27 protein-coding genes and 1 pseudogene are annotated in these 25,600 nt (G+C 64.8%); 18 read left to right on the plus strand and 10 right to left on the minus strand.

Annotation, left to right across the window (positions count from 1 at the left end; all coding sequences use genetic code 11):
- Positions 1–106: 106 nt before the first annotated feature.
- The 9 genes from lptB to TGR7_RS03635 all read right to left on the minus strand — a co-directional run bounded on the left by lptB (position 107) and on the right by TGR7_RS03635 (position 8,664).
- On the minus strand, positions 107–832 hold the full coding sequence (lptB, locus tag TGR7_RS03595; protein ID WP_012637307.1) for an LPS export ABC transporter ATP-binding protein: 726 nt from the start codon (positions 830–832) through the stop codon (positions 107–109).
- Positions 829–1,371: a lipopolysaccharide transport periplasmic protein LptA gene (gene lptA / locus TGR7_RS03600; RefSeq protein WP_012637308.1), complete on the minus strand. Its 543-nt coding sequence runs from the start codon at positions 1,369–1,371 to the stop codon at positions 829–831. The genes lptB and lptA overlap by 4 nt, the downstream gene beginning before the upstream one ends.
- Positions 1,343–1,903 carry an LPS export ABC transporter periplasmic protein LptC gene (lptC, locus tag TGR7_RS03605; protein WP_012637309.1) on the minus strand — a complete coding sequence of 187 codons (561 nt, stop codon included), beginning with the start codon at positions 1,901–1,903 and terminating at the stop codon, positions 1,343–1,345. The genes lptA and lptC overlap by 29 nt, the downstream gene beginning before the upstream one ends.
- Positions 1,900–2,424 (minus strand): 3-deoxy-manno-octulosonate-8-phosphatase KdsC, encoded by a 525-nt coding sequence (kdsC, locus tag TGR7_RS03610; RefSeq protein WP_012637310.1) that lies wholly within the window; start codon positions 2,422–2,424, stop codon positions 1,900–1,902. Before kdsC ends, lptC begins: the two co-directional genes overlap by 4 nt.
- An 85-nt stretch (positions 2,425–2,509) precedes the next feature.
- Positions 2,510–3,487, minus strand: a complete 978-nt coding sequence (locus tag TGR7_RS03615) for a KpsF/GutQ family sugar-phosphate isomerase (protein ID WP_012637311.1) — start codon at positions 3,485–3,487, stop codon at positions 2,510–2,512.
- A gap of 106 nt (positions 3,488–3,593) precedes the next feature.
- Positions 3,594–4,565 carry a calcium/sodium antiporter gene (locus tag TGR7_RS03620; protein ID WP_012637312.1) on the minus strand — a complete coding sequence of 324 codons (972 nt, stop codon included), beginning with the start codon at positions 4,563–4,565 and terminating at the stop codon, positions 3,594–3,596.
- 66 nt (positions 4,566–4,631) lie between these two features.
- Positions 4,632–5,588 carry an NAD-dependent epimerase/dehydratase family protein gene (locus TGR7_RS03625; protein ID WP_012637313.1) on the minus strand — a complete coding sequence of 319 codons (957 nt, stop codon included), beginning with the start codon at positions 5,586–5,588 and terminating at the stop codon, positions 4,632–4,634.
- 10 nt (positions 5,589–5,598) lie between these two features.
- Entirely contained in the window at positions 5,599–6,693 is a 1,095-nt protein-coding gene (locus TGR7_RS03630) for an LLM class flavin-dependent oxidoreductase (RefSeq protein ID WP_012637314.1), read from the minus strand.
- A 795-nt stretch (positions 6,694–7,488) separates the two neighbouring features.
- Entirely contained in the window at positions 7,489–8,664 is a 1,176-nt protein-coding gene (locus TGR7_RS03635) for an integrase core domain-containing protein (RefSeq protein ID WP_012637315.1), read from the minus strand.
- A gap of 232 nt (positions 8,665–8,896) precedes the next feature.
- Between TGR7_RS03635 and TGR7_RS03640 the strand changes: the two genes are divergently transcribed.
- The 11 genes and pseudogenes from TGR7_RS03640 (at position 8,897) to hisC (ending at position 18,501) form a co-directional block, all read left to right on the plus strand.
- Positions 8,897–9,505: a DUF72 domain-containing protein gene (locus TGR7_RS03640; RefSeq protein ID WP_012637316.1), complete on the plus strand. Its 609-nt coding sequence runs from the start codon at positions 8,897–8,899 to the stop codon at positions 9,503–9,505.
- Between the two features lie 199 nt (positions 9,506–9,704).
- Positions 9,705–10,490, plus strand: a complete 786-nt coding sequence (locus TGR7_RS03645) for an ABC transporter ATP-binding protein (RefSeq protein ID WP_012637317.1) — start codon at positions 9,705–9,707, stop codon at positions 10,488–10,490.
- Position 10,491: 1 nt separating this feature from the next.
- Positions 10,492–11,274, plus strand: a complete 783-nt coding sequence (gene mlaE / locus TGR7_RS03650; RefSeq protein WP_012637318.1) for a lipid asymmetry maintenance ABC transporter permease subunit MlaE — start codon at positions 10,492–10,494, stop codon at positions 11,272–11,274.
- A gap of 21 nt (positions 11,275–11,295) precedes the next feature.
- A complete protein-coding gene (gene mlaD / locus TGR7_RS03655; protein WP_012637319.1) occupies positions 11,296–11,754 on the plus strand; it encodes an outer membrane lipid asymmetry maintenance protein MlaD in 459 nt (152 codons plus the stop codon).
- A 38-nt stretch (positions 11,755–11,792) separates the two neighbouring features.
- Positions 11,793–12,440 carry an MlaC/ttg2D family ABC transporter substrate-binding protein gene (locus tag TGR7_RS03660; RefSeq protein WP_012637320.1) on the plus strand — a complete coding sequence of 216 codons (648 nt, stop codon included), beginning with the start codon at positions 11,793–11,795 and terminating at the stop codon, positions 12,438–12,440.
- Positions 12,437–12,772, plus strand: a complete 336-nt coding sequence (locus TGR7_RS03665; RefSeq protein WP_012637321.1) for an STAS domain-containing protein — start codon at positions 12,437–12,439, stop codon at positions 12,770–12,772. Before TGR7_RS03660 ends, TGR7_RS03665 begins: the two co-directional genes overlap by 4 nt.
- 105 nt (positions 12,773–12,877) lie before the next feature.
- On the plus strand, positions 12,878–14,137 hold the full coding sequence (murA, locus tag TGR7_RS03670) for a UDP-N-acetylglucosamine 1-carboxyvinyltransferase (RefSeq protein ID WP_012637322.1): 1,260 nt from the start codon (positions 12,878–12,880) through the stop codon (positions 14,135–14,137).
- A gap of 15 nt (positions 14,138–14,152) precedes the next feature.
- Positions 14,153–14,803 carry an ATP phosphoribosyltransferase gene (gene hisG, locus TGR7_RS03675; RefSeq protein ID WP_012637323.1) on the plus strand — a complete coding sequence of 217 codons (651 nt, stop codon included), beginning with the start codon at positions 14,153–14,155 and terminating at the stop codon, positions 14,801–14,803.
- 22 nt (positions 14,804–14,825) lie between these two features.
- A pseudogene (gene aroG / locus TGR7_RS03680) lies at positions 14,826–15,885 on the plus strand (3-deoxy-7-phosphoheptulonate synthase AroG).
- Between the two features lie 215 nt (positions 15,886–16,100).
- Positions 16,101–17,399 (plus strand): histidinol dehydrogenase, encoded by a 1,299-nt coding sequence (gene hisD, locus TGR7_RS03685; RefSeq protein ID WP_012637325.1) that lies wholly within the window; start codon positions 16,101–16,103, stop codon positions 17,397–17,399.
- Between the two features lie 10 nt (positions 17,400–17,409).
- The gene (gene hisC, locus TGR7_RS03690) at positions 17,410–18,501 is read left to right on the plus strand and encodes a histidinol-phosphate transaminase (RefSeq protein WP_012637326.1); all 1,092 of its coding nucleotides are present in this window, start codon (positions 17,410–17,412) and stop codon (positions 18,499–18,501) included.
- A 193-nt stretch (positions 18,502–18,694) separates the two neighbouring features.
- On the opposite strand, the gene TGR7_RS03695 is transcribed toward hisC, so the two are convergent.
- Complete coding sequence (locus TGR7_RS03695) at positions 18,695–19,852, minus strand: Do family serine endopeptidase (RefSeq protein ID WP_012637327.1); 1,158 nt, start codon at positions 19,850–19,852, stop codon at positions 18,695–18,697.
- A gap of 173 nt (positions 19,853–20,025) precedes the next feature.
- Here TGR7_RS03695 and TGR7_RS03700 point away from each other — a divergent pair, with 173 nt between their 5' ends.
- From TGR7_RS03700 to TGR7_RS03730, 7 genes are all read left to right on the plus strand, one after another.
- Positions 20,026–20,778: a Nif3-like dinuclear metal center hexameric protein gene (locus tag TGR7_RS03700; protein WP_012637328.1), complete on the plus strand. Its 753-nt coding sequence runs from the start codon at positions 20,026–20,028 to the stop codon at positions 20,776–20,778.
- Between the two features lie 202 nt (positions 20,779–20,980).
- Positions 20,981–21,577: a ubiquinol-cytochrome c reductase iron-sulfur subunit gene (gene petA / locus TGR7_RS03705; protein WP_012637329.1), complete on the plus strand. Its 597-nt coding sequence runs from the start codon at positions 20,981–20,983 to the stop codon at positions 21,575–21,577.
- Complete coding sequence (locus TGR7_RS03710; protein ID WP_012637330.1) at positions 21,577–22,971, plus strand: cytochrome b; 1,395 nt, start codon at positions 21,577–21,579, stop codon at positions 22,969–22,971. Before petA ends, TGR7_RS03710 begins: the two co-directional genes overlap by 1 nt.
- Positions 22,971–23,723, plus strand: coding sequence for a cytochrome c1 (locus TGR7_RS03715; RefSeq protein ID WP_012637331.1), 753 nt, complete (start codon positions 22,971–22,973; stop codon positions 23,721–23,723). Before TGR7_RS03710 ends, TGR7_RS03715 begins: the two co-directional genes overlap by 1 nt.
- A gap of 160 nt (positions 23,724–23,883) precedes the next feature.
- Entirely contained in the window at positions 23,884–24,510 is a 627-nt protein-coding gene (locus tag TGR7_RS03720; RefSeq protein ID WP_012637332.1) for a glutathione S-transferase N-terminal domain-containing protein, read from the plus strand.
- A 13-nt stretch (positions 24,511–24,523) separates the two neighbouring features.
- On the plus strand, positions 24,524–24,940 hold the full coding sequence (locus TGR7_RS03725; RefSeq protein ID WP_012637333.1) for a ClpXP protease specificity-enhancing factor: 417 nt from the start codon (positions 24,524–24,526) through the stop codon (positions 24,938–24,940).
- A gap of 230 nt (positions 24,941–25,170) precedes the next feature.
- On the plus strand, positions 25,171–25,551 hold the full coding sequence (locus TGR7_RS03730; RefSeq protein WP_012637334.1) for a hypothetical protein: 381 nt from the start codon (positions 25,171–25,173) through the stop codon (positions 25,549–25,551).
- Positions 25,552–25,600: the final 49 nt, after the last annotated feature.

Raw genomic sequence — 25,600 nt, forward strand, 5'->3', positions numbered from 1 at the left:
CGGCCCTTGCTGGCGGGAGCGTTGTCATGGCCCGGCGGTTCATAGGCCGATTATAGGGTAGGCCGGGTTAAATTTGGCACGGGATGTGCGAGATGATGTCCCAGGCTTACAGTCGGAAATGCTCGCCGAGATACACCTTGCGCACCATTTCGTCGGCCAGCAGGTGATCGGGCGGGCCTTCGCTGATGATACGCCCTTCGCTGAGGATATAGGCGCGGTCGCAGATGCCCAGGGTCTCGCGCACGTTGTGATCGGTGATGAGTACGCCGATGCCCCGGTCCTTGAGGTGGGTGATGATGCGCTGGATCTCGATCACTGAAATGGGATCCACGCCGGCGAAGGGTTCATCCAGCAGGATGAAGGCCGGCTCCGTGGCCAGTGCCCGTGCGATCTCCACCCGGCGCCGCTCACCACCGGACAGGCTGATGCCCAGATTGTCGCGGATATGGGTGATCTGCAGTTCTTCCAGGAGGGATTCCAGGTGTTGCTGGCGCTCGGTGGCCGAGAGGTCTCTGCGGGTCTCCAGCACGGCGAGGATGTTGTCTGCGGCGGAGAGCTTGCGGAATACCGAGGCTTCCTGGGGCAGGTAGCCCACGCCCATGCGTGCCCGGGCGTGCATGGGAAAGGCGGTGATGTCCCGTTCGTTGAGCAGGATCTGGCCCTCGTCGGCGGGCACCAGGCCGACGATCATGTAGAAACAGGTGGTCTTGCCGGCGCCGTTGGGCCCCAGCAGGCCCACCACCTCGCCGCTGTCCACATGGACCGAGACGCCGTTGACCGGGGTGCGGCCGCGGTAGCGCTTGATCAGGTCCTGGGCGCTCAGACGACTCACTGGCTCGAACCGCTGCCGCCGCCACGGGTGTTTTCGGCCGGGGTCAGGATGACCTCCACGCGACCGCTGTCGCCGGAGGCTGCGTCCAGTGTCTCCCGGTCCATGTCATAGACAATCCGTGCGCCACGAAACTCGTCCTGTGCCTGCCAGATGCGGGCATCGCGGGTCAGCACCATGCGACGTTCAGCGGCCAGGTATTCCATGTGCCGCGCCTCGGCGCGCACCTCGCGGCCGTCCTCGGTGAGGGTGCGCAGCCTGGCCAGGTTGCCTTCGGCCTCCATGCGCTGCAGCACACGGCTCGGTGAGTGCACGGTGAGCGTGTCCGCGTGGATCACCAGGTCCCCCTGGGTGACTTCCACGTTGCCCCGGTAGACGCTGACGCCTCGCTGGTCGTCCAGTTCGGCGCTGTCGGACTGGATGCGGATGGGCAGATCCCGTTCAGAGGCCGAGGCCAGGGCCGTGATCAGGGCGAGCATCAGGCCTGCGAACAGGGTGGCGACCAGCGGGCGTTTAAGGGAAATACGTGGCATCTGCATCATGCAGCAACTCCAGGATGCTGGTTTGTAGATCGGCGCGCAGGCCGGTGCCGTCCACCTGATACTGGGGGCTGCGCACCTGCACCGGGGCCTCGGATTCGGCCCGCTGGGGCTCGGGCCAGACGGTCACGTCCCGGGTGTGAATGTCCACGGTGGCGTGGGCGGGGCCTTCGGGGCGGGACATGTGCACGGCCCCGTACAAACGCACCTCTTCACCATCAGGAGAAACCCAGGCCTGCTCCGCGTTCAGGGTCCAGTCGGGGGCGTCGGGCTGGTTCATCACCATGACCGGTGTCTCCACCAGGCTGGATCCGTCCAGCTGATACTGCTCCATGCGTTCACCGCGAATGCTGTGACGGGGCAGGCCGTCGGCGCCGGTGACCGTGAGGGTGAACTGTTCCATGTACAGCTCCGGGGTGTCCGGGGCCGGGGAGATGAATACCTCCAGGCGCTGCTCCACATCCCGGCCCAGCCAGAAGCCCAGGGCCGTCACGGTGGTGGCAACGAGTACGATGCTTGCGCGCCGCAGGCTCATGCCAGGTAGGGGGCCAGCATGCGTTCCAGGTTCCCCTGGGACTGCAGGATGAATTCGCAGACCTCCCGGGCCGCACCCCGGCCGCCGGGCAGGGCGGTGACCCAGTGGGCATGCTGTTGCACCAGTGGATGGGCGTCGGCCACGGCGATGGCGAAGGCCACCCGGCGCATCACCGGCAGGTCCAGTACATCATCGCCCACATAGGCGGTGTGCTCGGTGCTCACTCCGGCCTGCTCGAGCAGACCGTCCAGGGCGTTGAGTTTATCGCGCCGGCCCTGCACCACCAGGTCAATGCCCAGATCGCGCATGCGATGGGCCACCACATCGGAATTGCGCCCGGTCAGAATGCCCACTTGCACGCCACTGTCTGCCAGCATGCGCATGCCGTGACCGTCCTTGGAGTTGAAGGCCTTGTATTGCTCGCCGCCGTCGCCCAGAAACAGGCTGCCGTCGGTGAGCACGCCATCCACGTCGAAGAGGACAAGCTTGATGTTTCTGGCAAGTTCGAAGGGGTCGCTCATGAGGGCAGTTGCTGGTGGCTGGTGGATAGGGTCAGGAGTATGAGGTTCTTCCTTGCTACTTGCCACTCGCCACTTGCTACTGGTTTTAAACCACGCCCGAGCGCAGCAGGTCGTGCATGTTGAGGGCGCCCATCAGTTTGCCCTCATCGTCCATCACCGGCAGGGCGCTGATCTTGTGGTCTTCCATGAGCTTGAGGGCCTCCACGGCCAGCATGGCGGGACGGGCCTGCTTGAACTGCCGGGTCATGATCTCGCCGATGGTGGTGTTGTGCACGTCGATACCCTTATCCAGGGTTCGGCGCAGATCGCCGTCGGTGTAGACGCCCATGACCTGGTCCTCGGCGTCCACCACCACGGTCATGCCCAGGCCCTGGCGGGTGATCTCCAGCAGGGCTTCGCGCAGGGGGGCATCGGCGCCCACCCGGGGGATGCGCTCGCCGGTGTGCATGATGTCGGCCACGTGCAGCAGCAGGCGGCGACCGAGCCGTCCGCCCGGATGAGAGCGGGCGAAGTCATCGGCGGTAAAGCCCCGGGCCTCCAGCAGGGACACGGCCAGGGCATCGCCCAGGGCGAGGGTGGCGGTGGTGCTGGAGGTGGGGGCAAGGCCCAGGGGACAGGCCTCTTTCGCCACGCTGATATCCAGGCTCACCGTGGCCTCCCGGGCCAGGGTGGAGCCCTTGTTGCCGGTCATGGCAATCAGTGGCACGCCCAGGCGTCGGATGATGGGCAGGATGGTGAGCAGTTCGTCGGTCTCGCCGGAGTTGGACATGGCCAGCACCACGTCGCCGGCGGTGATCATGCCGAGATCGCCGTGGCTGGCCTCACCGGGATGAACAAAAAACGCCGGTGAGCCGGTGCTGGCCAGGGTGGCGGCGATCTTGCTGCCGATGTGCCCCGACTTGCCCATGCCCGTGACCACGATCCGCCCGGTACAGCCCAGCAGGAACTTGCAGGCGCGGATGAACTGATCGTCGATACGTTCCTTGAGATCCAGAATGGCCTGCGCCTCGGTATCGAGGACGGCAATGGCAAGCTGACGGGTTTGATCGGGATGTAGTTTCATCGAGGAGGTTTCTTGCTGATTTTAATGAGTGCAATGACGTTAACCGCAGCCGGGTTTCCTTGCCACTAGCCACTTGTCACTAGCCACTGGTGGGGCAAAGCCCCACCTACATACTGTATCCCAACCAGACCAGATAGCCCACAAAGCAGGCCACCAGCAGCAGGCCGCCGGGACGGCCGATGCGCCCGGCCCGGCCCCGCAGGCCGAAGGCCATGACCAGGAACAGCAGGGTCAGACCCAGCATGACGGGGAAATCCCGGGTGAGCACGTCGCCGGGCACCGCGGCGGGATGAATCAGACCCGGGAGGGCCAGTACACCCAGCAGATTGAACATGTTGGAGCCGATCACGTTACCGATGGCAATGTCCGGTTCGCCACGCCGGGCACTGACGACCGAGGCGGCCAGTTCCGGCAGGCTGGTGCCGATGGCGATGATGGTCAGACCGATGATCAGGTCGCTGACCCCCAGGGCCTCGGCCACGTTCACTGCACCCCAGACAAGGATCCGGGCGCTGATCAGGAGCAGCACCAGTCCAAGCGCCAGCCAGATCAGGGCGCGCGTGGTGGGTACCTCGTTGGGAATCTCCGCGTCGAATTCGGCGCCCATGGGATCCGAGACATCGGTTCGGCTGCGCAGACCGTCGTAGACGATCCAGGCCAGCACAATGACCAGCCCCAGCAGCAGCAGGGCACCGTCCAGCCGCTCCAGGTGGCCGTTCAGCAGCAGCAGACCGGCAAACACCATGACCAGCAGCAGCACGGGCATCTCCCGGCGCAGGATGCGCGAGCCCACCACCAGGGGTGTGACCAGGGCCGTGACCCCGAGGATCAGGGCAATGTTGGCGATGTTGGAGCCTACCGCGTTGCCGATGGCCAGGCCCGGATTGCCCTGGGCGGCGGCAAAGGCGGACACCAGCATCTCGGGCGCCGAGGTGCCGAAACCGACGATGGTGAGGCCGATGATCAGTGGCGAGATGCCCAGGTTGCGCGACAGCGCCGCCGCCCCGTAGATGAAGCGGTCCGCGCTCCAGATGAGTACGGCAAAGCCCAGGATGATGGCGGACAGGGAAGTGAGCATGTTTTGGAGGATGAAGGATGAAGGATGAAGGCGGAATTGTAGCGGTTGAGACACCTGGGATGTTTTTTATTCCGCCTTCATCCTTGAGCCTTCATGCTTCTGCGCCGCGCAGCTCGCCGTGTCCCGACGTGCCTGCCATCCCAGTTCATCCCAGGCGCGGCGGGTGTCCAGCACCAGGCTGTGGCGCAGGCCGGTCACCCAGCCCGGTTCGCCCACGGCGGGTGTCAGCCGCCAGGCCAGTCGATGCAGGCCGGAGAGCAGGCTCAGGGGCAGGGGCAGGGTGAAGCCCCGGTTCAGACGAATCATCTCCCGCAGGCTCATGGGCGGATCGGCCGCCAGGTTGAAGGCGCCTCGGGCGGCGCTGTGAAGGCTCAGGTAGATGGCCTCTGCCACATCGTCTTCCCAGACACACTGGGTGCGGGGCAGGGGCTTGGCCAGGGCCGGAACCAGGGGCTGGTGCAGCAGGCGATTGAGCATGGGATGGGCATTGGGCCCCAGGATGGCGTGGGGCCTCAGCCGGATCAGGTGCAGATAGGGATGCGAGGCCTCAAGGCCGTCCAGCCAGGTCTCCACCGCCGCCTTGTCCTCGCCATAGGCGAAACCGGGCAGGGGGCGCAGGGGCTGGTGCTCGGGCACGGGATCAGGCAGGTCCGGCCAGGTACCGTAGACGGCGGCGCTGGAAACGAACACGATGCGTTCCACCCCTGCCTCCACCGCCGCCTCCATGAGCAGCTGGCTGCCCGACACGTTCAGGGATCGTACCGTGGCCCGGTCATGGCGCGCGCGACCCAGGCCGCCCCCCATGAGCACGAAGGCCATGTGAATCAGCACATCACAGCGCTCCAGCAACTCCAGGCACTGGGCATCCCGGATGTCCGCCTGTATGCCGGTCAGCCGTTCGTGTTCCAGGGGGATCGGGTTGAGGTCCACCCCGTAGATGCGGTGGATGCGCGGGTCCGCAAGCAGTCGGGGGATCACGACCCGGGCCAGACGCCCGGCGGCGCCGGTAAGCAGTACGTTCACGATGGGGTTCTCAGGGTTCCGGGTCGCTGCCAGCGACCCGGGGCAGGACTTCGCGGGAGAACAGTTCCATGGACTCGCGCACGGTCCCGGTCTCCATGGCGCCGGCGCCAAAGGCGCACAGCACATGGTCCACACCGGCCTCTTTCAGGGCCAGCAGGCGTTTGGTGCAGTGTTCCGGATCGCCCACCACGGCCATGCCCAGGGTGTCCAGCAATTTGAGGTTGATGGCGTGGTCCATGAGACCACGGAACCGCCCCATGCGCCGGTAGTACTCGTAGCTGTCGTAGAGTTTCTCCAGCACCGGCCGGGTCTGTCCCAGCAGGCGCCGGTAGAACCACTCGAAGGGTTCCTTGGCCTCGCGCCGGGCGCGGGCGCCGTCCTCCAGACACAGGATGCCCACGGTCATGGCCACCCGGTTGTTCTGTCCGGGGGCCGGGGGGTTCTCGCCCTGGTGTGTGCGCCAGGCCTCGCGGTAGTGGCGGATGTCCTCGCGCACCATGAACCAGGGTTTGAAGGGCCCCACCAGGGCGCCCACACCCAGACGGGCGGCCAGTTCAAAGCTCTCCGGGCTGACCGCCGCGCTCCACAGGGGCGGGTGGGGGCGCTGCAGTACCCGGGGGACCAGGTCCAGTGTGTCGTAGTTGAAATGCCTGCCCTGGAAACTCAGCGGGCCGGCCTGGAAACTCTGGCGCACCACCGCCAGGGCCTCCTCGGTGAGGCTTCGGCTGTCGGCCATGTCCACGTTGAAGGTTGCGTATTCTGCCGGCGAGAACCCCCGCCCAAAGCCGAACTCGGCCCGTCCTCCGGAGAGGATGTCCAGGGTGGCCAGGCGTTCGGCCACCCTGACCGGGTGGTGATAGGGCAGGGGTACGATGGCGTGACCCAGGCGCAGTCTGTTGGTGCGCTGGGTGGCTGCCGCCAGGAACATCTCCGGGGCGCTGCTGTGGGAGTATTCGGGCATGAAGTGGTGTTCCACCACCCAGGCGGTGGCAAAGTCCAGGGTGTCCGCCAGGGCCAGCTCATCCAGGGTGTCGGTGAATACCTGTGCCTCCGTTCGCTGGGCGAACGGAGGCACGGACAGCTCGTAGAACAGATCGCATTTCATGGGGTGCAAAGCTTGCAGGCTGGGCGGGTGGGCTGCAAGCTTTGGGACTTGTGTTGAGGCTGATGGTTCCGGGGTGGGGTGTTCGGCGGGTGGTGTGGTTCGTTTCTAAGGCGGTATCGAAGGCGAAGTCAAAGGCTGAATTCGAAGGCTAAATTCGAAGGCTAAATTCGAAGGCTAAATTCGAAGGCTAAATTCAAAGGCGTTTCGATCCGGCTTGCAGCCGGCTCGAGTTACTTTTCTTGCTTGTCCAAGAAAAGTAACCAAAAGAAGGACACCCCGCTGCCGCCCCCGCTATTCGCGGGTGCCCTGCGTTGCTCGGCTTCGAGGGGGTCGCCTGACAGGCCGTCCATGGCCTGACAGGCGACGCGCCGCATCCCTGCGGCGCCCCTTTGGGCTTTTTCCCTCGAAGCCTGCGCTACTCGGTGCGGCAAAGGGGGGGAGGTAGATCAAAACCGCTTTGATGAGCCGGGATTATCAATGTAGGAGCCCCGACCCCGGGGCGAACGGTGAGAATCGCCCCGGGGTCGGGGCTCCTACAAAAGACAACAACCACACCCAGGTCAAAGGGTTGCTGTCTTTGAAGTCCCACCGTTTTCTCGCCGAGCACGGGGGTGTTCCGGGGTTTAAAGCCCGACAGGGGCGCCGCAAGGACGCGGCGCGTCGGCTGTCAGGCCATGGACGGCCTGTCAGCCGACCTCCCCGGAACGCCCCCGCGCGCAGGGCACCCCGAAGGGGCGAGATAGCCGGGTTGTACGAGTCAAGGACATTGGTAACACATCAGTCCAAGGACATGGGTTACAGTCTCAGCGTCCAATAAGGCGTTTTGCCGCCTTGTTTGTTGCGCAGATCCACTGCCCCCAGGCGCACAGGACCAAAGTGGACCTCCCAGACCCCATCATCGATCTCCTCCAGGCCCACCCTTTCACTTTCAAGCAGATGCGAGAGGTAGATTTGCCCACCGTGGACATAGATCACGCCGCTGTGGCTCACCACCTTGACCTGGATATGCCCCGGGTAGAGTAGATCCGGCAGGCGCTCGGGATAGGCGCGGGGTGAGTCGCGGTAGTGGCTCGCAGGCACCTCCTGGCCCAGGGCTTCATGGGGACGTTGCTGGTTGTATTGATCCTGAAACTGGTCAAAGCGGCGCTGCTGCCCCCTGAGGCTGGCGCTCGCCGGACGGGTGGCGGCTCGCTTGAGGGTGCGGTGCATGCGCTCGTGACGCCCATTCTGCTGCGGCTTGCCCGCCTCGATACGCTCAGGGACGATACCCAGTCGAATCCACCAGATCGACAGACGACTCAACCCTGCCGCACAGGTGCTGGCAAAGGGCACGCCATTGTCGGTACGGATCCGTTTGGGGAGGCCATGTTCTTGGAACAGATGCCTGAAATAGCGCCTGGCCGAGGCGGTATCGGTTGCCTGCTCGCCCCTGCAGCCCAGCAGATAGCGGCTGTGGTGATCCATCACGGTCAGTGGATAACACCACTGACCGTTACCTAGGCGAAACTGGCCCTTGTAGTCAGCGCTCCAGAGCTCGTTGGGCTCATGGACCGGGCCAAACGGCTGGGGGTAGGGACTGACTCGCCGGCGTCGCCTGCGGGGCTCGGTCAGGCCTTCGGCCTTGAGAATGTTGTAGATGGTGCTCTTTGACGGCACCTTCTCGCTGGGGAAACGCTCCGCCAGCAGGGCTTGGAGCTTCTTGGCTCCTGGCGCATCACGGCCCCGCAGCCGTAGCTCGATGATGGCCTTGCGCACGGTGTAAGGAGTGGCTTCAGGACTGCACAAGGGGCGACGGCTGCGCTCTTGAAGCCCCTCAAGCTGCTGCGCCCGGTAGCGGCCCAGCCACTTGTAGCCGGTCTTGCGGCTGATGCCGTAGTGCTCACACAGCTCGCTGTGGCTGTACAAACCGCGCAAGTGATCGCCAATAAACAGGATCTTCTCATCCATCGGTCTTAGGTCTCTCCAAGGCATGGGCCACCTCCTGTCTGTCGGTGACCCGAGCATAGGTAATCTGTTACCTATGTCCTTGGACTGATGTGTTACCGATGTCTATAACCCGTACCGGTGTCCTTTCTTTGGTTACTTTCTTTGGACAAGCAAAGAAAGTAACCCGAGCCCCGTGCAACGGGGATCGGAAGCCTTTGATTTTTTTACTTTTAACGAATCCCAGACACCTGATTGATCAACCGATAAAAACGAACCCATGACAAACACCCCCACCCGCACCCTTACCGTCGGCGCCCTCAGCTGGACCGATCCCCGCCTGGTACAGGCCCTCTACCCCGAGGATGCCCCGCCGGAATGGTGGCTGTCCTGCTACGCCAGTCATTTCGACACGGTGCTGGTGCCCGAGTCGGACTGGCGGGGCGCCGTGGCCTCGGCCTGGCTGGAGTCCCTGCCGTCCCAGTTCTGGTTCTACCTGCGGGTGGAGAGCGCGCCGGATGCCGCGACCCTGGCACAGCTGCTGGATCTGGGCGCGCAGCTCGGTGAACGTCTGGGCGGTTTCGTGATCGAACCGATGGCGGCGGGGTGTGAGACGGCGCTGGCGGACGGCCTGCCGGGCGCGCCGGTCTTTTCGACCATACCGAAGGCCGGTGCGCAATGGCTCTGGACCGGCGTGGACGGTCCCTGCCCCTGCGGCGCCGTGGGCCGGCTGCACTTTGAGGGCCGGCCCTCGCCCAGGGAACTGCGGACGGCAATAGAGGGCTTTCTCGCCTGCCAGGATGAGGCCTGGTCCGTGCTGTTCCTGGACGCCCCGGCGGAGAGCTTCGAGGATGCTCGAGTCATCGGTCAGCTGCTGGGGGTGTGCTGACCGCATTCAGGCCCGTCCATGAAGCCCGGAAGTCACTCAGGCTACGTGGCGCTGGGCACCGGCTGACTTGACTCCCCCGCGGGGGGCCGGGAGACTTGCACGCTTTGCCTGGCTTAAATCCCCGTCAGCGCCACTCACACAATCAGGGTTCGACACGAAGGTCCTCCTCATCAATACCCAGCCCCACAACGATAATCTGTTGGAAATCCGGGATCTGCATTTCTCCCGGGGCGGCCGCCCCGTGTTTCGCGGTCTGAATGTGAGCATCCCACGGGGCAGTATTACCGCCATCATGGGCCCCAGCGGTACGGGCAAGACCACCCTGCTCAAACTCATCGGTGGCCAGTTGCGCCCGGATCGAGGCCAGGTCCTGGTGGACGGCATCGATGTGCATCGCCAGGGGCTCTCGGATCTTTACCAGCTGCGCCGACGCATGGGCATGCTATTCCAGAGTGGCGCGCTGCTGACGGATCTGAGCGTGTTCGAGAACGTGGCCTTCCCGCTGCGGGAACACTACGCCCTGCCGGAGCCCCTGTTGCGCACCTTGGTGTTGATGAAGCTGGAGTCCGTAGGTCTGCGTGGCGCCCGGGACCTGATGCCCAGCGAGCTCTCCGGTGGCATGGCGCGCCGCGTGGCCCTGGCCCGGGCCATCGCCCTGGATCCCATGATGATCATGTATGACGAACCCTTCACGGGGCTCGACCCCATCACCATGGGCGTGATTGTCTCCCTGATCAAACGCCTCAACGACGCCCTGGGCCTGACCAGCATCCTGGTCTCTCACGACGTGCAGGAGACCAGCTCCATCGCCGATCAGCTGTTTTTGATCTCCGATGGGGTGGTGGTGGATTCCGGCACCCCCGAGGCCTTGGGGCGTACCACCTCGGAATGGTCCCGGCAGTTCCTCGAGGGCCTGCCGGACGGGCCTGTGCCGTTCCACTACCCGGCGCCGGATTATCTGGCCGACCTGACGGAGGCGCGCTGAGATGCTGGGCGGCCTGCAGAAGCTGGGTCATTGGGGCCTGGGGGTGCTGGAACGCCTGGGACGGGGGCACCTGTTCCTGTTGCGCGTGCTCATGTCCCTGGGCACGGCGGTCACCCGTCCACGCCTGGTGATCAAGGAACTGTATTCCGTGGGTGTCCTGTCCCTGTTGATCATCGCCGTCTCCGGCCTGTTCGTGGGCATGGTGCTGGGCTACCAGGGCTACATCACCCTGGTGAACTTCGGTGCCGAGGAGGCCCTGGGTTCCGTGGTGGCGCTGTCCCTGGTGCGCGAACTGGGGCCGGTGATCACGGCCCTTTTGTTCGCCGGGCGGGCCGGTTCCGCGCTCAGCGCCGAGATCGGCCTGATGAAGACCACAGAACAACTCTCCGGCATGGAGATGATGGCCGTGGACCCGGTCAAGCGGGTGATCCTGCCGCGTTTCGTGGCGGCCTTTATCTCCCTGCCCCTGCTGGCGGCCATCTTCAGCGCCGTGGCAGTGATGGGCGGCTATTTCATCGGCGTGGGGCTGCTGGGTGTGGACGGCGGTTCATACTGGTCCCAGATGCAGGCCAACGTGGATTTTTACGAGGACGTGATGAACGGCATCATCAAGAGCCTCGTGTTCGGTTTCGTAGTGGCCTGGATCGCCGTGTTCGAGGGTTATGACACCGTGCCCACCTCGGAAGGCGTCAGCCGTGCCACCACCCGCACCGTGGTGCATTCGGCGCTGGCAGTACTGGCACTGGACTTCATTCTCACCGGCCTGATGTTCGGTGATATCTGATATGCGAGAGGCGTACACAGCATGACGACCCGTACCATCGAGATCACCGTGGGCATATTCGTTGCCCTGGGCGTGGCGGCCCTGTTCATGCTGGCCATGCAGGTGAGCAATATTTCCGAGTACCGCAACAGTGACGGTTACACCGTCAGCGCGTACTTCACCAATATCGGCGGACTCAAGGTGCGTGCCCCGGTGACCGTCTCCGGTGTGCGCGTGGGCCGGGTCACGGCCATCCGCTACGACCCCGAGCGCTACCAGGCCCGGGTGGAAATCACCATCGGCGCCGATCATGACTACCTGCCAACCGACACCCAGGCCAGCATCTACACCGCGGGCCTGCTGGGCGAGCAGTACATCGCCCTGGAACCCGGCGGCGAGGACGAGGTCCTTGCTCAGGGAGGTGAGATCCATTACACCCAGTCCGCCTTCGTGCTGGAGCAGATCATCGGCCGTATCATGGTCAACATGACCACCAACTGACCCGGCAACGGGTGAGTCTCAAGCCTGAGAGATGTCCCATGGATAAGCTGAAATCCGCGTTCAACTACCCCGTCGTCCTGCTGCTGGCCCTGGCCCTTGGCTGGACCTCGACCCTCTGGGCGTCTCCCGGTGATCCGGCCAGGGAGGTGGGCGAGTCCGCCAACCGTGTGCTGGAGATGCTGCGCGAGAACAGCGAGCGTCTGAAGAACGACGAGACCTTCGTATTCAGCCTGGTGGAACAAGAGATCCTGCCGTCGGTGGATTTTCAGGGCATGTCGCGACTGATCCTGGCACGTCACTGGCGCACCGCCAGCCCGGAGCAGCGGGAGCGTTTCGTGGAGGCCTTCACCAACACCATGGTGCGGGCCTATGCCGGACAGCTGGCCGAGCATGCCGACAAGCGCATCATCGTCAACGAGCGCCGCAGCCGGGTGGACGGCGAGCGGGCCACCGTGGCCACCGAGATCGTGGTGGGCCAGGGGCGTCCCAACGTGCCGGTCACCTACAGCCTGCGTATCGTGGATGATCGCTGGAAGGCCTATGACCTGACCGTGGAAGGCCTGAGCCTGGTGACCAATTTTCGCACCAACTTCAACAACGAGATCGAGCGCGGTGGACTGGAGAACCTGATCCAGCGGCTGGAGCAGGGTGACCGGGACCTGGTCAGGCAGGCGGTGGAGCAGTGAGCCAGGACGCCGGTTTCGAATCCGAGGGCGATACGCTGCGGCTGCACGGCGGACTGGATCTCGCCACCGTGGCGGGCCTCTGGTCAAGCAGCCAGCGCTTGTTTGAGTCCACCCAACCCCCTGCCCGGGTGGACGTCTCGGCGGTAGACCGGGTGGACAGCGCCGGGGTGGCCCTGCTGGTTCAGTGGGTGGGCATGGCCCGGGCCCGTGGTGTGGCGCTGCGGGTGGAGGGCATGAGCCCCGCCATGGGGGATCTGATTGCCCTGGCGGATCTCGAGCCCCTGCTGCCCGTGGTAGATGACCAGACTGCCAGGCAGCGGGAAAATCCGTGATCCCTGTGAGATATCCGCGCTAGGTGTCCCGTCCGGGGACGATTTTCGCTATCATGGGCCTCTTTTTTCCTTGATTCACGGCCCCCGGTGGCCCATGGACCCATGATGGACAAGTTGATCATTCGTGGCGGGCGTCCCCTGAACGGCGACGTGCGTATCTCCGGCGCCAAGAACGCCGTGCTGCCCATCCTGGCATCCACCCTGCTCGCGGACAGCCCGATGACCATCGGCAACGTGCCGCATCTGCAGGACGTGACCACCACCATGGAGTTGCTGGGGCGCATGGGTGCTTCGCTCACCGTGGACGAGCGCATGCATATCGAGGTGGACCCCACCACCACCCATGACTTCGTCGCCCCCTATGAGCTGGTGAAGACCATGCGCGCCTCCATCCTGGTGCTGGGGCCCATGCTGGCCCGTTTCGGCCAGGCGGAGGTCTCCATGCCCGGTGGCTGCGCCATTGGTTCCCGGCCGGTGAATCTGCACGTGGACGGACTGGCCGCCATGGGCGCCGACATCAGTATCGACAGCGGCTACATTCGTGCCCGCGCTGACCGGCTCAAGGGGGCGCGCATCGTCATGGACATCGTGTCGGTCACCGGCACGGAGAACCTGATGATGGCCGCGGCCCTGGCCCGGGGCACCACGGTGATCGAGAACGCCGCCCGGGAGCCCGAGGTGGTGGATCTGGCCAACTGTATCAACACCATGGGCGGGCAGATCTCCGGTGCCGGCACGGATACCATCGTCATCGACGGCGTGGAGACCCTGCACGGCTGCCACTACGACGTGCTGCCGGATCGCATCGAGACCGGCACCTTCCTGGTGGCCGGGGCCATCACCGGCGGCAAGGTGCGGCTTCGCAATACCGCGCCGGCGACACTGGATGCGGTGCTGGCCAAGCTGGAGGAGGCCGGTGCGCAGATGAACATCGGTGAGGACTGGATCGAGCTGGATATGGTCGGACGCCGGCCCCGGTCCGTGGGACTGCGTACCGCGCCTTATCCGGCCTTCCCCACGGATATGCAGGCCCAGTTCATGGCCCTGAACTCCGTGGCCGAAGGCACGGCGGCCATTGTCGAGACGGTGTTCGAAAATCGCTTCATGCATGCCCTGGAACTGCAGCGTATGGGTGCCGATATCCGGGTCGAAGGCAACACCGCCCTGGTGCGCGGCGTGCCCAAACTCACCGGCGCCCCGGTGATGGCCACCGACCTGCGCGCCTCGGCGAGCCTGATCCTGGCTGGTCTGGTGGCCGAAGGCGAGACCCTGGTGGACCGCATTTATCACATCGATCGTGGCTATGAGTGCATCGAGGAAAAACTTTCCCAGCTGGGCGCCAGCATCCGACGCGTGCCCGGTTAAACAGACAGAGACATCATGAGCAACGAGACCCTCACCATCGCCTTGTCGAAAGGACGCATCTACAAGGACACCCTGCCGCTGCTGGCCGCCGCCGGCATTACGCCGGTGGACGACCCCGAGACCAGTCGCAAGCTGATCCTCGACACCAACCAGCCGGATGTGAAGCTGGTGGTGATCCGTGCCTCCGATGTGCCCACCTACGTACAGTACGGCGCGGCGGATCTGGGGGTCTCCGGCAAGGACGTGCTCATGGAGCACGGCGGCGAAGGCATCTACGAGCCCCTGGACCTGCGCATCGCCCGCTGCAAGCTCATGGTGGCCGGTCGCCCCGGCGCCACCGAGACGCCAGGTCGCTTGCGCGTGGCCACCAAGTTTGTTAATACCACCAGACACTACTATGCCGGGAAGGGCCGGCAGGTTGAGATCATCAAGCTCTACGGCTCCATGGAGTTGGCGCCTATTGTGGGACTGGCCGACTGCATCGTGGATCTGGTGGATACCGGAAACACCCTGCGTGCCAACGGCCTCGTGCCCCTGGAACACATCGCCGACATCAGCTCCCGGCTGGTGGTTAACAAGGCGTCCATGAAGATGAAATCGGCCCGCATGAAGGCCCTGATCCAGCATCTCGGCGAGGCGGTCGATCGAGCCGCCTCCGCCACCTGACCCATTGCAGGAAGATCCAGCCATGCGCTACCACACAGATGACCTGCGAATCCTCGAGATCCGCGAGGTTTCGCCCCCCCGTCCTCGTTCACGAGGAGTTGCCTGTCACCGACGAGGCAGCCGCCACCGTGCACAACGCCCGGGAGGCCATTCACAACATCCTCGCCGGAGAGGACGATCGGCTGCTGGTGATCGCCGGCCCTTGTTCCATCCATGACGTGGATGCGGCCATGGAATACGCAGGCCGGCTCAAGACCATGCGCGAGAAGCTGGCCGACGACCTGCATATCGTGATGCGCGTGTATTTCGAAAAGCCCCGTACCACCGTGGGCTGGAAGGGTCTGATCAACGACCCCAACCTGGATGGCAGTTTCCAGATCAACAAGGGGCTGCGCCTGGCCCGGGGTCTGCTGCTGGAACTGGCCAACATGGGCATGCCCTCGGCCACGGAGTACCTGGATCTGATCAGTCCCCAGTACGTCGCCGACCTGGTGGCCTGGGGTGCCATCGGCGCACGTACCACGGAAAGCCAGGTGCATCGTGAGCTGGCCTCGGGGCTGTCCTGTCCGGTGGGTTTCAAGAACAGTACCGACGGCAGCCTGCAGGTGGCCATCGATGCCATTGGCTCCGCGTCGCGTCCCCATCACTTCCTGTCCGTGACCAAGGCGGGGCATTCGGCCATCTTTTCCACCGCGGGCAACAACGACTGCCATATCATCCTGCGCGGCGGGCGCGAGCCCAACTATGACGCCAGGAGCGTGAATCACGCCGCCGAGCAGTTGAAGGCCGCCGGCCTGCCGCCCAAGCTGATGGTCGACTGCAGCCACGCCAACAGCCGCAAGGATCCGAGTCGTCAGGTGGAGGTGGCCCGCGTGCTGGGCGAGCAGTTGGCCGCCGGAGACCGGCGCATCATGGGGGTGATGCTGGAAAGCCACCTGGTGGGTGGCCGCCAGGACGCCGAGGACGGCCGCGAACTGACCTACGGCCAGAGCATCACCGACGCCTGCATGGGCTGGGACGACAGCGAGCAGGTGCTGGAAGGCCTGGCCGCCGCGGTGCGTGCGCGACGCGCCGCAAACTGAATGATGATTCTTGCCACAGAGGTCACAGAGACAAACACCAAACGCTTTTCCTTGGCGTCTTAGCGTCCTGACGAGAGACTGGGGTTTTCGGCCCGCGGATAGACCGGTCTCCCGCCAGGACCCCAGGCGCGAAGAAAGCATCTGATTTCTCTCTGTGACCTCTGTGTCCTCTGTGGCATAAATGCATTGACACCCAAGACCCTGACAGAGCCGCCATGCCCGCCATCAATCGCCTGAGCACCTCTGACGCCGATTTCCGCCAGCGCCTCGATGAGCTGCTGGCCTGGGAGAGCGTCTCCGACGACGCCGTGTTCACCACGGTGCGCGACATCCTGGCCGACGTGCGTCGCCGTGGCGATGCCGCCGTTCTCGAGTACACCCGCCGCTTCGACCGCCGCGAGGTGACCGAGGCCGCTGATCTCGAGATCCCGCTGTTCCGCCTGGAACAGGCCTTGACCGCCATCCCGGCGGAACAGCGCAAGGCCCTGGAGACCGCCGCCGCGCGCATCCGCCGCTATGCGGAGCGCCAGAAGATGGACTCCTGGCAGTACACCGAGGAAGACGGCACCATGCTGGGCCAGCAGGTGACCCCACTGGATCGCGCCGGACTGTACGTACCGGGCGGCAAGGCCGCCTATCCCTCCTCGGTGCTCATGAACGCCATCCCGGCCAAGGTGGCCGGGGTTGAAGAACTCATCATGGTGGTGCCCACGCCCGGCGGCGAGGTGAACGAGCTGGTGCTCGCCGCCGCCGCGGTCGCGGGCGTGGACCGGGTGTTTGCCGTGGGCGGCGCCCAGGCGGTGGCAGCGCTGGCCTACGGCACCGAGACCATCCCCGCGGTGGACAAGATCGTCGGCCCGGGCAACATCTACGTGGCCACCGCCAAGCGCATGGTCTACGGCACCGTGGGCATCGACATGATCGCCGGCCCGTCCGAGATCCTGGTGGTCTGCGACGGCAGGACCGACCCCGACTGGATCGCCGTGGACCTGTTCTCCCAGGCGGAACACGACGAGGACGCCCAGTCCATCCTGGTCTCGCCGGACGTGCAGTTCCTGGATCGCGTCGAGGAGAGCATGGAGCGCCTCATGGCCGAGATGCCCCGGGCACAGATCATCCGGACCTCGCTTGAGGGCCGGGGCGCCCTGATCCAGGTGAGGGACATGGACGAGGCGGTGGAGGTGGCCAACCACATCGCCCCTGAACACCTGGAGCTGTCCGTGGAGGACCCCGAGGCCGTGGCCGCGCGCATCCGCCACGCCGGCGCCATCTTCATGGGCCGCTACACCGCCGAGGCCCTGGGTGACTACTGCGCCGGGCCCAACCACGTGCTGCCCACCTCGCGCACGGCGCGTTTCTCCTCGCCCCTCGGCGTGTACGACTTCCAGAAGCGCTCCAGCCTGATCCACTGCTCGGCACAGGGCGCCTCCACCCTGGGGCGCACCGCCTCGACGCTCGCCCGGGGTGAGGGCCTGGTGGCCCACGCCCGTTCGGCGGAATACCGCATCAAGTGAGCGCCACGCGATGAAAGACGCCGACACCCTGGTCGGCCAGTGGGTCCGGCCCGGCATCCGGGCCCTGGCCGCCTATCACGTCCCCGACGCCACCGGCTTCGTTAAACTGGATGCCATGGAAAACCCCTACCACTGGCCGCCGGAACTGGTGGATGCATGGCTCGCGCAGCTGCGTGACGTGGAACTGAACCGCTACCCGGATCCCCGTTCGCCGCAGCTGATCGAGACCCTGCGCCGGGTCGCCGGCATCCCCGCCGACCAGTCCGTGATCCTCGGCAACGGCTCCGACGAGTTGATCCAGGTGATCATCATGGCGCTCGCCGCGCCCGGGCGGGTGGTGATGTCCGTGGAGCCGAGCTTCGTCATGTACCGCATGATCGCCGGCTACGCGGACATGGCCTACGTGGGCGTGCCCCTGGGCGAGGACTTCGCCCTGGATGTGGATGGCTTCATCCGGGCCATGCAGGAGCACCAGCCCGCGGTGGTGTTCCTGGCCTATCCCAACAACCCCACGGGCAACCGCTTTCCCCGCGAGGACGTGGAGGCCGTGATCCAGGCCGCCCCCGGCCTGGTGGTGGTGGACGAGGCCTATGCGCCGTTTGCCGATGACAGCTTCCTCAAGGACCTGGGCCGTTACCCGAATCTCGTGGTCATGCGCACGGTCTCCAAGCAGGGCCTGGCGGGCCTGCGCCTGGGTTACCTGAGCGGCCCGGCTGAGTGGCTCTCGGAATTCGACAAGCTGCGCCTGCCCTACAACATCAACGTGCTCACCCAGGCCAGTGCCACCTTCGCCCTGGAACATCACCAGGTGCTCGAGGACCAGGCCCGGGCCATCCGCCACGACCGGGGCGTACTCCTGGATGCCCTGGCCGCGCTGCCGGGGCTGAAGGTCTATCCCAGCGAGGCCAACTTCATTTTGTTCCGCGTGCCGCAGGGGCAGGGCAACCGGGTGTTCCAGGGATTGAAGGACGCCGGCGTGCTCATCAAGAACCTCTCCCCCCAGGGCGGCGTGCTCGCCGACTGCCTGCGGGTGACCGTAGGCCGGCCGGAGGAAAACGCCCGCTTCATGGAGGCGTTGGCAGGTGTGCTGGGGTCTGGCTGAAGGGCTGGAAAGTCAGATGTCGCCGCAGAGACGCGGAGGAACTTCTAAATCACTGGACAGGATCGACAGGATAAAAGCGGATTAACAGGATTAAATCTTTATTCCTGTAAATCCTGAAAAATCCGGTTCATCCTGTCCATAAGTACTTTATCTCAGCGCCTCCGCGTCTCTGCGGCGGCGGCTCTGCAAAATCTCAACGCCGCGCCGGACGCGTCCCCACCTGGCTGCGGATCTCGATCTTCTGTCCGTCGCGGATGCCTTCCATGGACAGCATCTCGCCGGGGCGGGCGCGGGCGATGAAGTTCAGGGCGTCCTGGGCGTCGTTGACCCGGTCGCCGCCGATGTGGGTGATGATGTCGCCGGGGCGCAGGCCTGCCTGTCCGGCGGGGCTGTCGCGCAGCACGCCGGCGATGAGCACGCCGCGCCGGTCGCGCAGGCCGAAGGACTCCGCCAGCTGTGGGGTGATCTCCTGGACCTCGATGCCCAGCCAGCCGCGCACCACCTGGCCCTGCTCGATGATCTGGGTCATCACGTCCCGGGCCAGGTCCACCGGGATGGCGAAGCCGATGCCGTGGGAACCGCCGGAGCGTGTGAAAATAGCGGTGTTGATGCCCACCAGTTCGCCATAGGCGTTGATCAGCGCGCCGCCGCTGTTGCCCGGGTTGATGGCCGCGTCGGTCTGGATGAAGTCCTCGTAGGTGTTGATCCCCAGGCGGCTGCGTCCGGTGGCGCTGACGATGCCCTGGGTGACCGTCTGGCCCACGCCGAAGGGGTTGCCGATGGCCAGTACCACGTCGCCCACGCGCAGGCCCGTCGAACCGCCGATGGTGATGCTGGGCAGGTCTTCGCTGCCCGGCTGGATGCGCAGCACCGCCAGGTCCGTGTCCGGGTCCGTGCCCACCACCTGGGCCTCCAGGCTGCGGCCATCGGCCAGCATGACCTCGATCTCGTCGGCATCGCGGATCACGTGGTGATTGGTGAGCACGTAGCCCTGGGGGCTCAGGATCACGCCGGAGCCGAGGCTGGTCTGGGTGCGTTGGCCGGGGGGTGGCTCGAAACGGTCGCCGAAGAAACGCCGGAACAGGGGGTCTTCCAGGAACGGATGTGCCTGCTGGGTGACGGTCTTGCGGGTATGGATATTGACCACCGCCGGCGCCGCGTGGTCCACGGCATCCGCGTAGGACACGGGGCCTTCCGTGCGCGGTCCGAACGAGCTGCCGTTGCCCTGGCGCAGTTCCACGACCGGCCGGCCGTTGTCACGCACCAGTTCCGGGAAAAAGGCGAGCACGAGTGCCGCGGCGGCGATGCCGGCGATCACCACCTGGAGCAGGAAGCGGGAGACTTTTGTCATAAGGTTTACGATAGCATGAGTCGATGTAAAAAACGTGAGGGTTGGGGCGTGGAAGATGCAGGTCTGTCTTCAGGCCGACGCCGCTGCCTGTCGAATCCACCGCTGTCGGCCTGAAGGCCGACCTACGACGGATTTCACCCTCGCCTGACGCCCAGATGGCCGAGAGACCACCCATGACCCGCATCCACGAGATCGCCCGCCACGCCGATACCCTGCTCGAGTGCAGTCGTTTCAGCGATTACTGCCCCAACGGGCTGCAGGTGGAGGGCGGGCGGCCGGTGCGCAAGCTGGCCAGCGGCGTGACGGCGAGCCGGGCCTTCATCGAGGCGGCCATCGACTGGGGCGCGGATGCCCTGCTGGTGCACCACGGCTACTTCTGGAAGGGCGAGGATGCCCGGGTCACGGGCATGAAGCGGGAGCGGTTGCGTCTGCTGCTGGCCCACGACGTGAGTTTGCTGGCCTACCATCTGCCTCTGGATGCCCATCCGGAGCTGGGCAACAACGCCCAGCTGGCGCGGCGCCTGGATTTCCAGGTGGAAGGCGTGCTGCGAGAGGACGGCATCGGCCTCACCGGGCGCCCGGCCGCGCCCATGGACGGTCAGACCCTGGCGGATCACCTGGCAGAGCGCCTGGGGCGTGCCCCCCTGTGGATTCCCGGAGGTGCGGACAGGCCCATCGAGCGCATCGGCTGGTGCACCGGGGCGGCCCAGGGCTTCATCGAGCAGGCGGCGGCCCTGGGGCTGGATGCCTACGTGAGCGGTGAGATCTCCGAACAGACGGTGCACGTGGCCCGGGAGGCGGGCATCCATTACTTCGCCGCCGGTCACCATGCCACCGAGCGCGATGGCGCCCGGGCCCTGGGGGAGCGGCTTGCCGGTGTATTCAAACTTCAGCATGTATTTATCGATATAGAAAACCCTGTGTAAATCAGTTGCTTGGAGAAGCTCGCCTCGCCCAAGCTTGACCTGAACCCCCAGTTCGGGAATCCTATCGCGTCTTATATTGACCCCCCAAAGGACCGGGCGCGCGCGCAAGCCCCATGAGCACGCCCCCGCGGATACAAGCCCGGCGCCAGATTCGGGTATCCATAAAGAATTTTGGTGTTTGACTCTCAGTGGGAGACTTGTGATGGCTAACGAAGGCGTTAACCAGGGCCGGCGCCGCTTCCTGGTGGCAGCGACCACCGTGGTGGGCGGTGCAGGTGTTGTCGCGGCGGTCGTGCCCTTTGTCGCGTCCTGGAAGCCGAGTGCCCGTGCCCAGGCGGCCGGTGCCCCGGTGGAAGTGGATGTGTCTCAGGTGGAACCGGGTCAGCTGATCCGCGTGGAATGGCGCGGTCGCCCGGTGTGGATCGTGCGTCGGACCGAGGAGATGCTCGATGCGCTGCCCACCCTCAACCCGCGGCTTCGCGATCCCGAATCCGAGCTGGAAACCCAGCAGCCGTCCTACGCCCGCAACATCCACCGCTCCATCAAACCCGAGATCCTGGTACTGATCGGCGTGTGCACCCACCTGGGTTGCTCACCGGCCTACCGTCCCGAGGTGGCCCCCGATGACCTGGGTCCCGAGTGGCGCGGCGGCTTCTTCTGTGGTTGCCACGGTTCCCGCTTCGACCTGGCCGGTCGCGTGTATCGCAACCTGCCCGCCCCCACCAACCTGGTCGTTCCGCCGCATATGTACCTGTCCGAAAACCTGCTGGTCGTGGGTGAGGACGAAGGAGCCGCATGATGAGCAAGCCACTCAACAACCTGGTGGGCTGGATCGACGATCGTTTCCCTCTGAGCAAGATGTGGAACGAGCATCTGGCCGAATACTATGCGCCGAAGAACTTCAACTTCTGGTACTTCTTCGGCTCTCTGGCCCTGCTGGTGCTGGTCATCCAGTTCGTCACCGGCATCTTCCTGACCATGTTCTACAAGCCGGACGCGGCCTATGCCTTCGCCTCCGTCGAGTACATCATGCGAGACGTGGAATGGGGCTGGTTCATCCGCTACATGCATTCCACCGGTGCCTCCGCGTTCTTCATCGTGGTGTACCTGCACATGTTCCGCGCGCTGCTCTACGGCTCCTACAAGAAGCCCCGCGAGCTGCTGTGGATCTTCGGCTGGCTGATCTTCCTGGTGCTGATGGCCGAGGCCTTCATGGGCTACCTGCTGCCCTGGGGCCAGATGTCCTACTGGGGCGCCCAGGTGATCGTGAACCTGTTCGCCACCATCCCGTTCATCGGGCCGGACCTGGTGACCTGGATCCGCGGTGACTTCCTGATCTCCGATGCCACACTGAACCGCTTCTTCGCCCTGCACGTGGTGGCCCTGCCGCTGGTGCTGGTGATGCTGGTGGCGGTGCACATCATCGCCCTGCACGAAGTGGGTTCCAACAACCCCGACGGCGTCGAGATCAAGAAGAACAAGGGCCCCGATGGCAAGCCCGTGGACGGCATCCCGTTCCACCCCTACTACTCCGTGAAGGATATCGTGGGCGTGGGCGTGTTCCTGATCCTGTTCTTCGCGGTGGTGTTCTTCGCCCCCGAGGCGGGCGGTTACTTCCTCAAGGCCGCCAACTTCGTGAAGTCCGACCCGCTGGTGACCCCGGACTTCATTCCGCCGGTGTGGTACTACGGTGCCTTCTACACCACCCTGCGCGTGGTGCCTGACCCGTTCCTGGGTGTGCTCACCATGTTCGGCGCGGTGTTCATCCTGCTGTTCCTGCCCTGGCTGGATCGCAACCCGGTCAAGTCCATCCGCTACCGCAGCCCGGTGCACAAGTTCAACATCATCTTCTTTGGTTTGAACTTCATCGCCATGACCTGGCTGGGCACCCAGCCCACCGACACCACCCTGGTGGAATGGGGTCTGCGCTCCACGCTGGTGTACTTCGTGTTCTTCTTCGTGATCTGGTTCCACAGTCGCGAGCGTTCACTGGTGATGAGCCTGGTGTCCTTCCTGGTGGTGGTGGCGATCTACACCGGCTACGACCTGACCCGTGTCGATTCAGAGACCATGGGCCTGGTCTGGGGTACCTGGCTGTATCCGACCATCTATCTCGCCATTACCCTGCTGCTGCCCGCTTTCGTGCGCGGCCTGGGTAAAGACAAGGCAGTTCCGGAAAGGGTGACCGCGTGATGAAGAAGCTGATCTCCGTAATGATGTTCCTGGCCCTGATGGTGCCTGCCGCGTCTTTCGCGGCGGGCCCCGCCGTGAAGGTGGACAAGGCCAACGTGGACGTGACCAACACGGCCTCCCTGCAGCGGGGCGCGAGGTACTTCGTGAACTACTGCATGGGCTGCCACGAGGCCCAGTACATGCGCTACAACCGCATCGGGCGTGACCTCGGCCTGACCGACGATCAGGTGCGTGACAACCTGATCTTCACCCGGGACGAGTTCGGTGACCCGACCCGCGTGGGCGCGCTGATGAAGAATGCCTATCCGAAGCGTGATGCCGCCGAGGCCTTCGGCACCGCGCCGCCCGACCTGACCCTGGTGGCCCGGGTCCGTGGCGAGGACTGGCTGTACACCTTCCTGCGCAGCTACTACCTGGACGAGAACCGTCCCATGGGCGTGAACAACACCGTGTTCCCCAACGTGGGCATGCCCCATGTGCTCTGGGAGCTGCAGGGTTTCCAGCGCAAGGAAGTGGTGGGCAAAGACGCCAGGGGCCATGATGAAGTCCGCTTCGAACTGGTCCAGTCCGGCAGCATGTCACCGGCCGAGTATGACAAGGCGGTGCGTGACATCGTCGCGTTTCTGTCCTACATGGGCGAGCCGATTCAGACCGAACGCAAGATGATCGGTATCTGGGTGATGCTGTTCCTGTTCATCTTCACCATCATCGCCTACCTGATGAAGAAGGAATACTGGAAGGACGTGCACTAAGGCTTTTTCCGTGCACGGCGGCCGGGCAGGGACGCCCAAGCGCCGTCAGCCGCGTTATAATGCATTGTCGGGCCCGACAATGCTCCGCCGGGTCCGCGGCCCCGATCCGATGCAAAGCCGCCATCCTGGGCGGGATTTGCACATCCGATGGAGATAGCCCATGGCGTTGATCGCCACCAGAAGGTCCGTGATGACCCTGTTTTCCGCACCCCTGTGCGCCCAGAGCCACCGCGTGCGCATCGTGCTCGCGGAGAAGGACATCACCGTCGACATCATCAACATCGATCTCGACGACAAGCCAGAAGACCTGTCCGACCTGAACCCCTACAACACGGTCCCCACCCTGGTGGACCGTGATCTGGCCCTGTACGGGCCCCAGGTGATCAGTGAATACCTGGACGAGCGTTTCCCCCATCCGCCCCTGATGCCCGTGGACCCCGTGTCCCGCGCCGCCGCGCGCCTCGCCCTGTACCGCATCGAACGCGACTGGTACAGCGTGGCCGAGGAGGCCGAGGCCAACGGCATGAAGCTGCCTGCCAAGAGCCGCAAGATCCTGCTGGAAAGCCTGGTGGCCTCGGCGGACATATTCGCCATCAAGCCCTATTTCCTGAGCGATGAATTCAGCCTGGTGGACTGCGCCATCCTGCCCATCCTGTGGCGTCTGCCCGCCTACGGGATTGCTCCCAAGGACATCCCCAAGCCCATCGCCGACTATTCCAAGCGCCTGTTCGCAAGGCCTTCCTTCAAGCTGAGCCTCACTGAAGCCGAGCGGGAACTGCGCGCCTGAGGCGTGCCGGGATATGTCCGTGACCACGGTGCCCATGACCTCCAGCCGCCCCTACCTGGTGCGTGCCATCTACCAGTGGATCGTGGACAACGGCCTCACGCCCCACCTGCTGGTGGATGCCGCCGGCGAGGATGTGCAGGTGCCCCGGGACTACGTGGAGGGCGGACGCATCGTCATGAACATCGCCCCCATGGCAGTGCAGGGTCTGACCCTGGGCAACGAGGAGATCACCTTCAGCGCCCGCTTCGGTGGCAAGCCCATGAGCGTGCAGATCCCCGTTTACCGCGTGCTCGCCATCTACACCCGCGAGAACGGTCAGGGCATGATGTTTCCCGAGGAGGGCGATGGCGGACCTTCCACGCCGGGACCGGGCGGCGAGGGTGGCGGCACGGAAGGCGGCAAGGGCAGCCACCTCAGGGTCGTCAAGTAAGTCGGAAGTTGGAGTTGGGAAGTGGGAAGTTACACCTCCCGCGGCTCCGATCATCAGCAGTCCCCGTCGCATCTCCGCAATTGATCTGGCGCAAGTCCGGCGCGAATTCTCTGCAAACACCCCAGTGATTTGTGATGCCCGTGCAGGTTTGCAGCGGGTGCGCCTCCATAATTCACGACAACCGGATGATCTCAAGATCCGTGTTCGTTGACCTCATGGAGGTGTTGATCATGAATCGCAGAACCTTTACCCAATCCCTGCTGGCTGCCCTGGCCCTTGGTCTGGCCGCGCCGTTGACGCTCCAGGCCCAGGAAGAAGAGATCTACGGTCGGCAGATGATGTCCCAGGAGGAAATCCAGGAACACCAGCGCGCCATGCGTACCCTACGGGGCGAAGAGCGCGAGGCCTATCGCCTCGAACACCACAAGCGCATGCAGGAGCGCGCCCGTGAACGCGGTATGCAGCTGCCCGATGAGCCCCCGCAACGCGGCCCCGGTCAGGGACGCGGTTACGGTCCCGGTTATGGCAGCGGCGCCGGCGGTGCCGGTGGTGGCGCAGGTCCTGGTGACGGCACTGGCCGCGGTACCGGTGGTGCCAGCGGTCCTCGCTGAACAAGCGGCAAGTGGTACAAAAACGCCGGGCATTTGCCCGGCGTTTTTT

This window comes from Thioalkalivibrio sulfidiphilus HL-EbGr7 (genome assembly GCF_000021985.1).
Classification (GTDB): Bacteria; Pseudomonadota; Gammaproteobacteria; order Ectothiorhodospirales; family Ectothiorhodospiraceae; genus Thioalkalivibrio_A; species Thioalkalivibrio_A sulfidiphilus.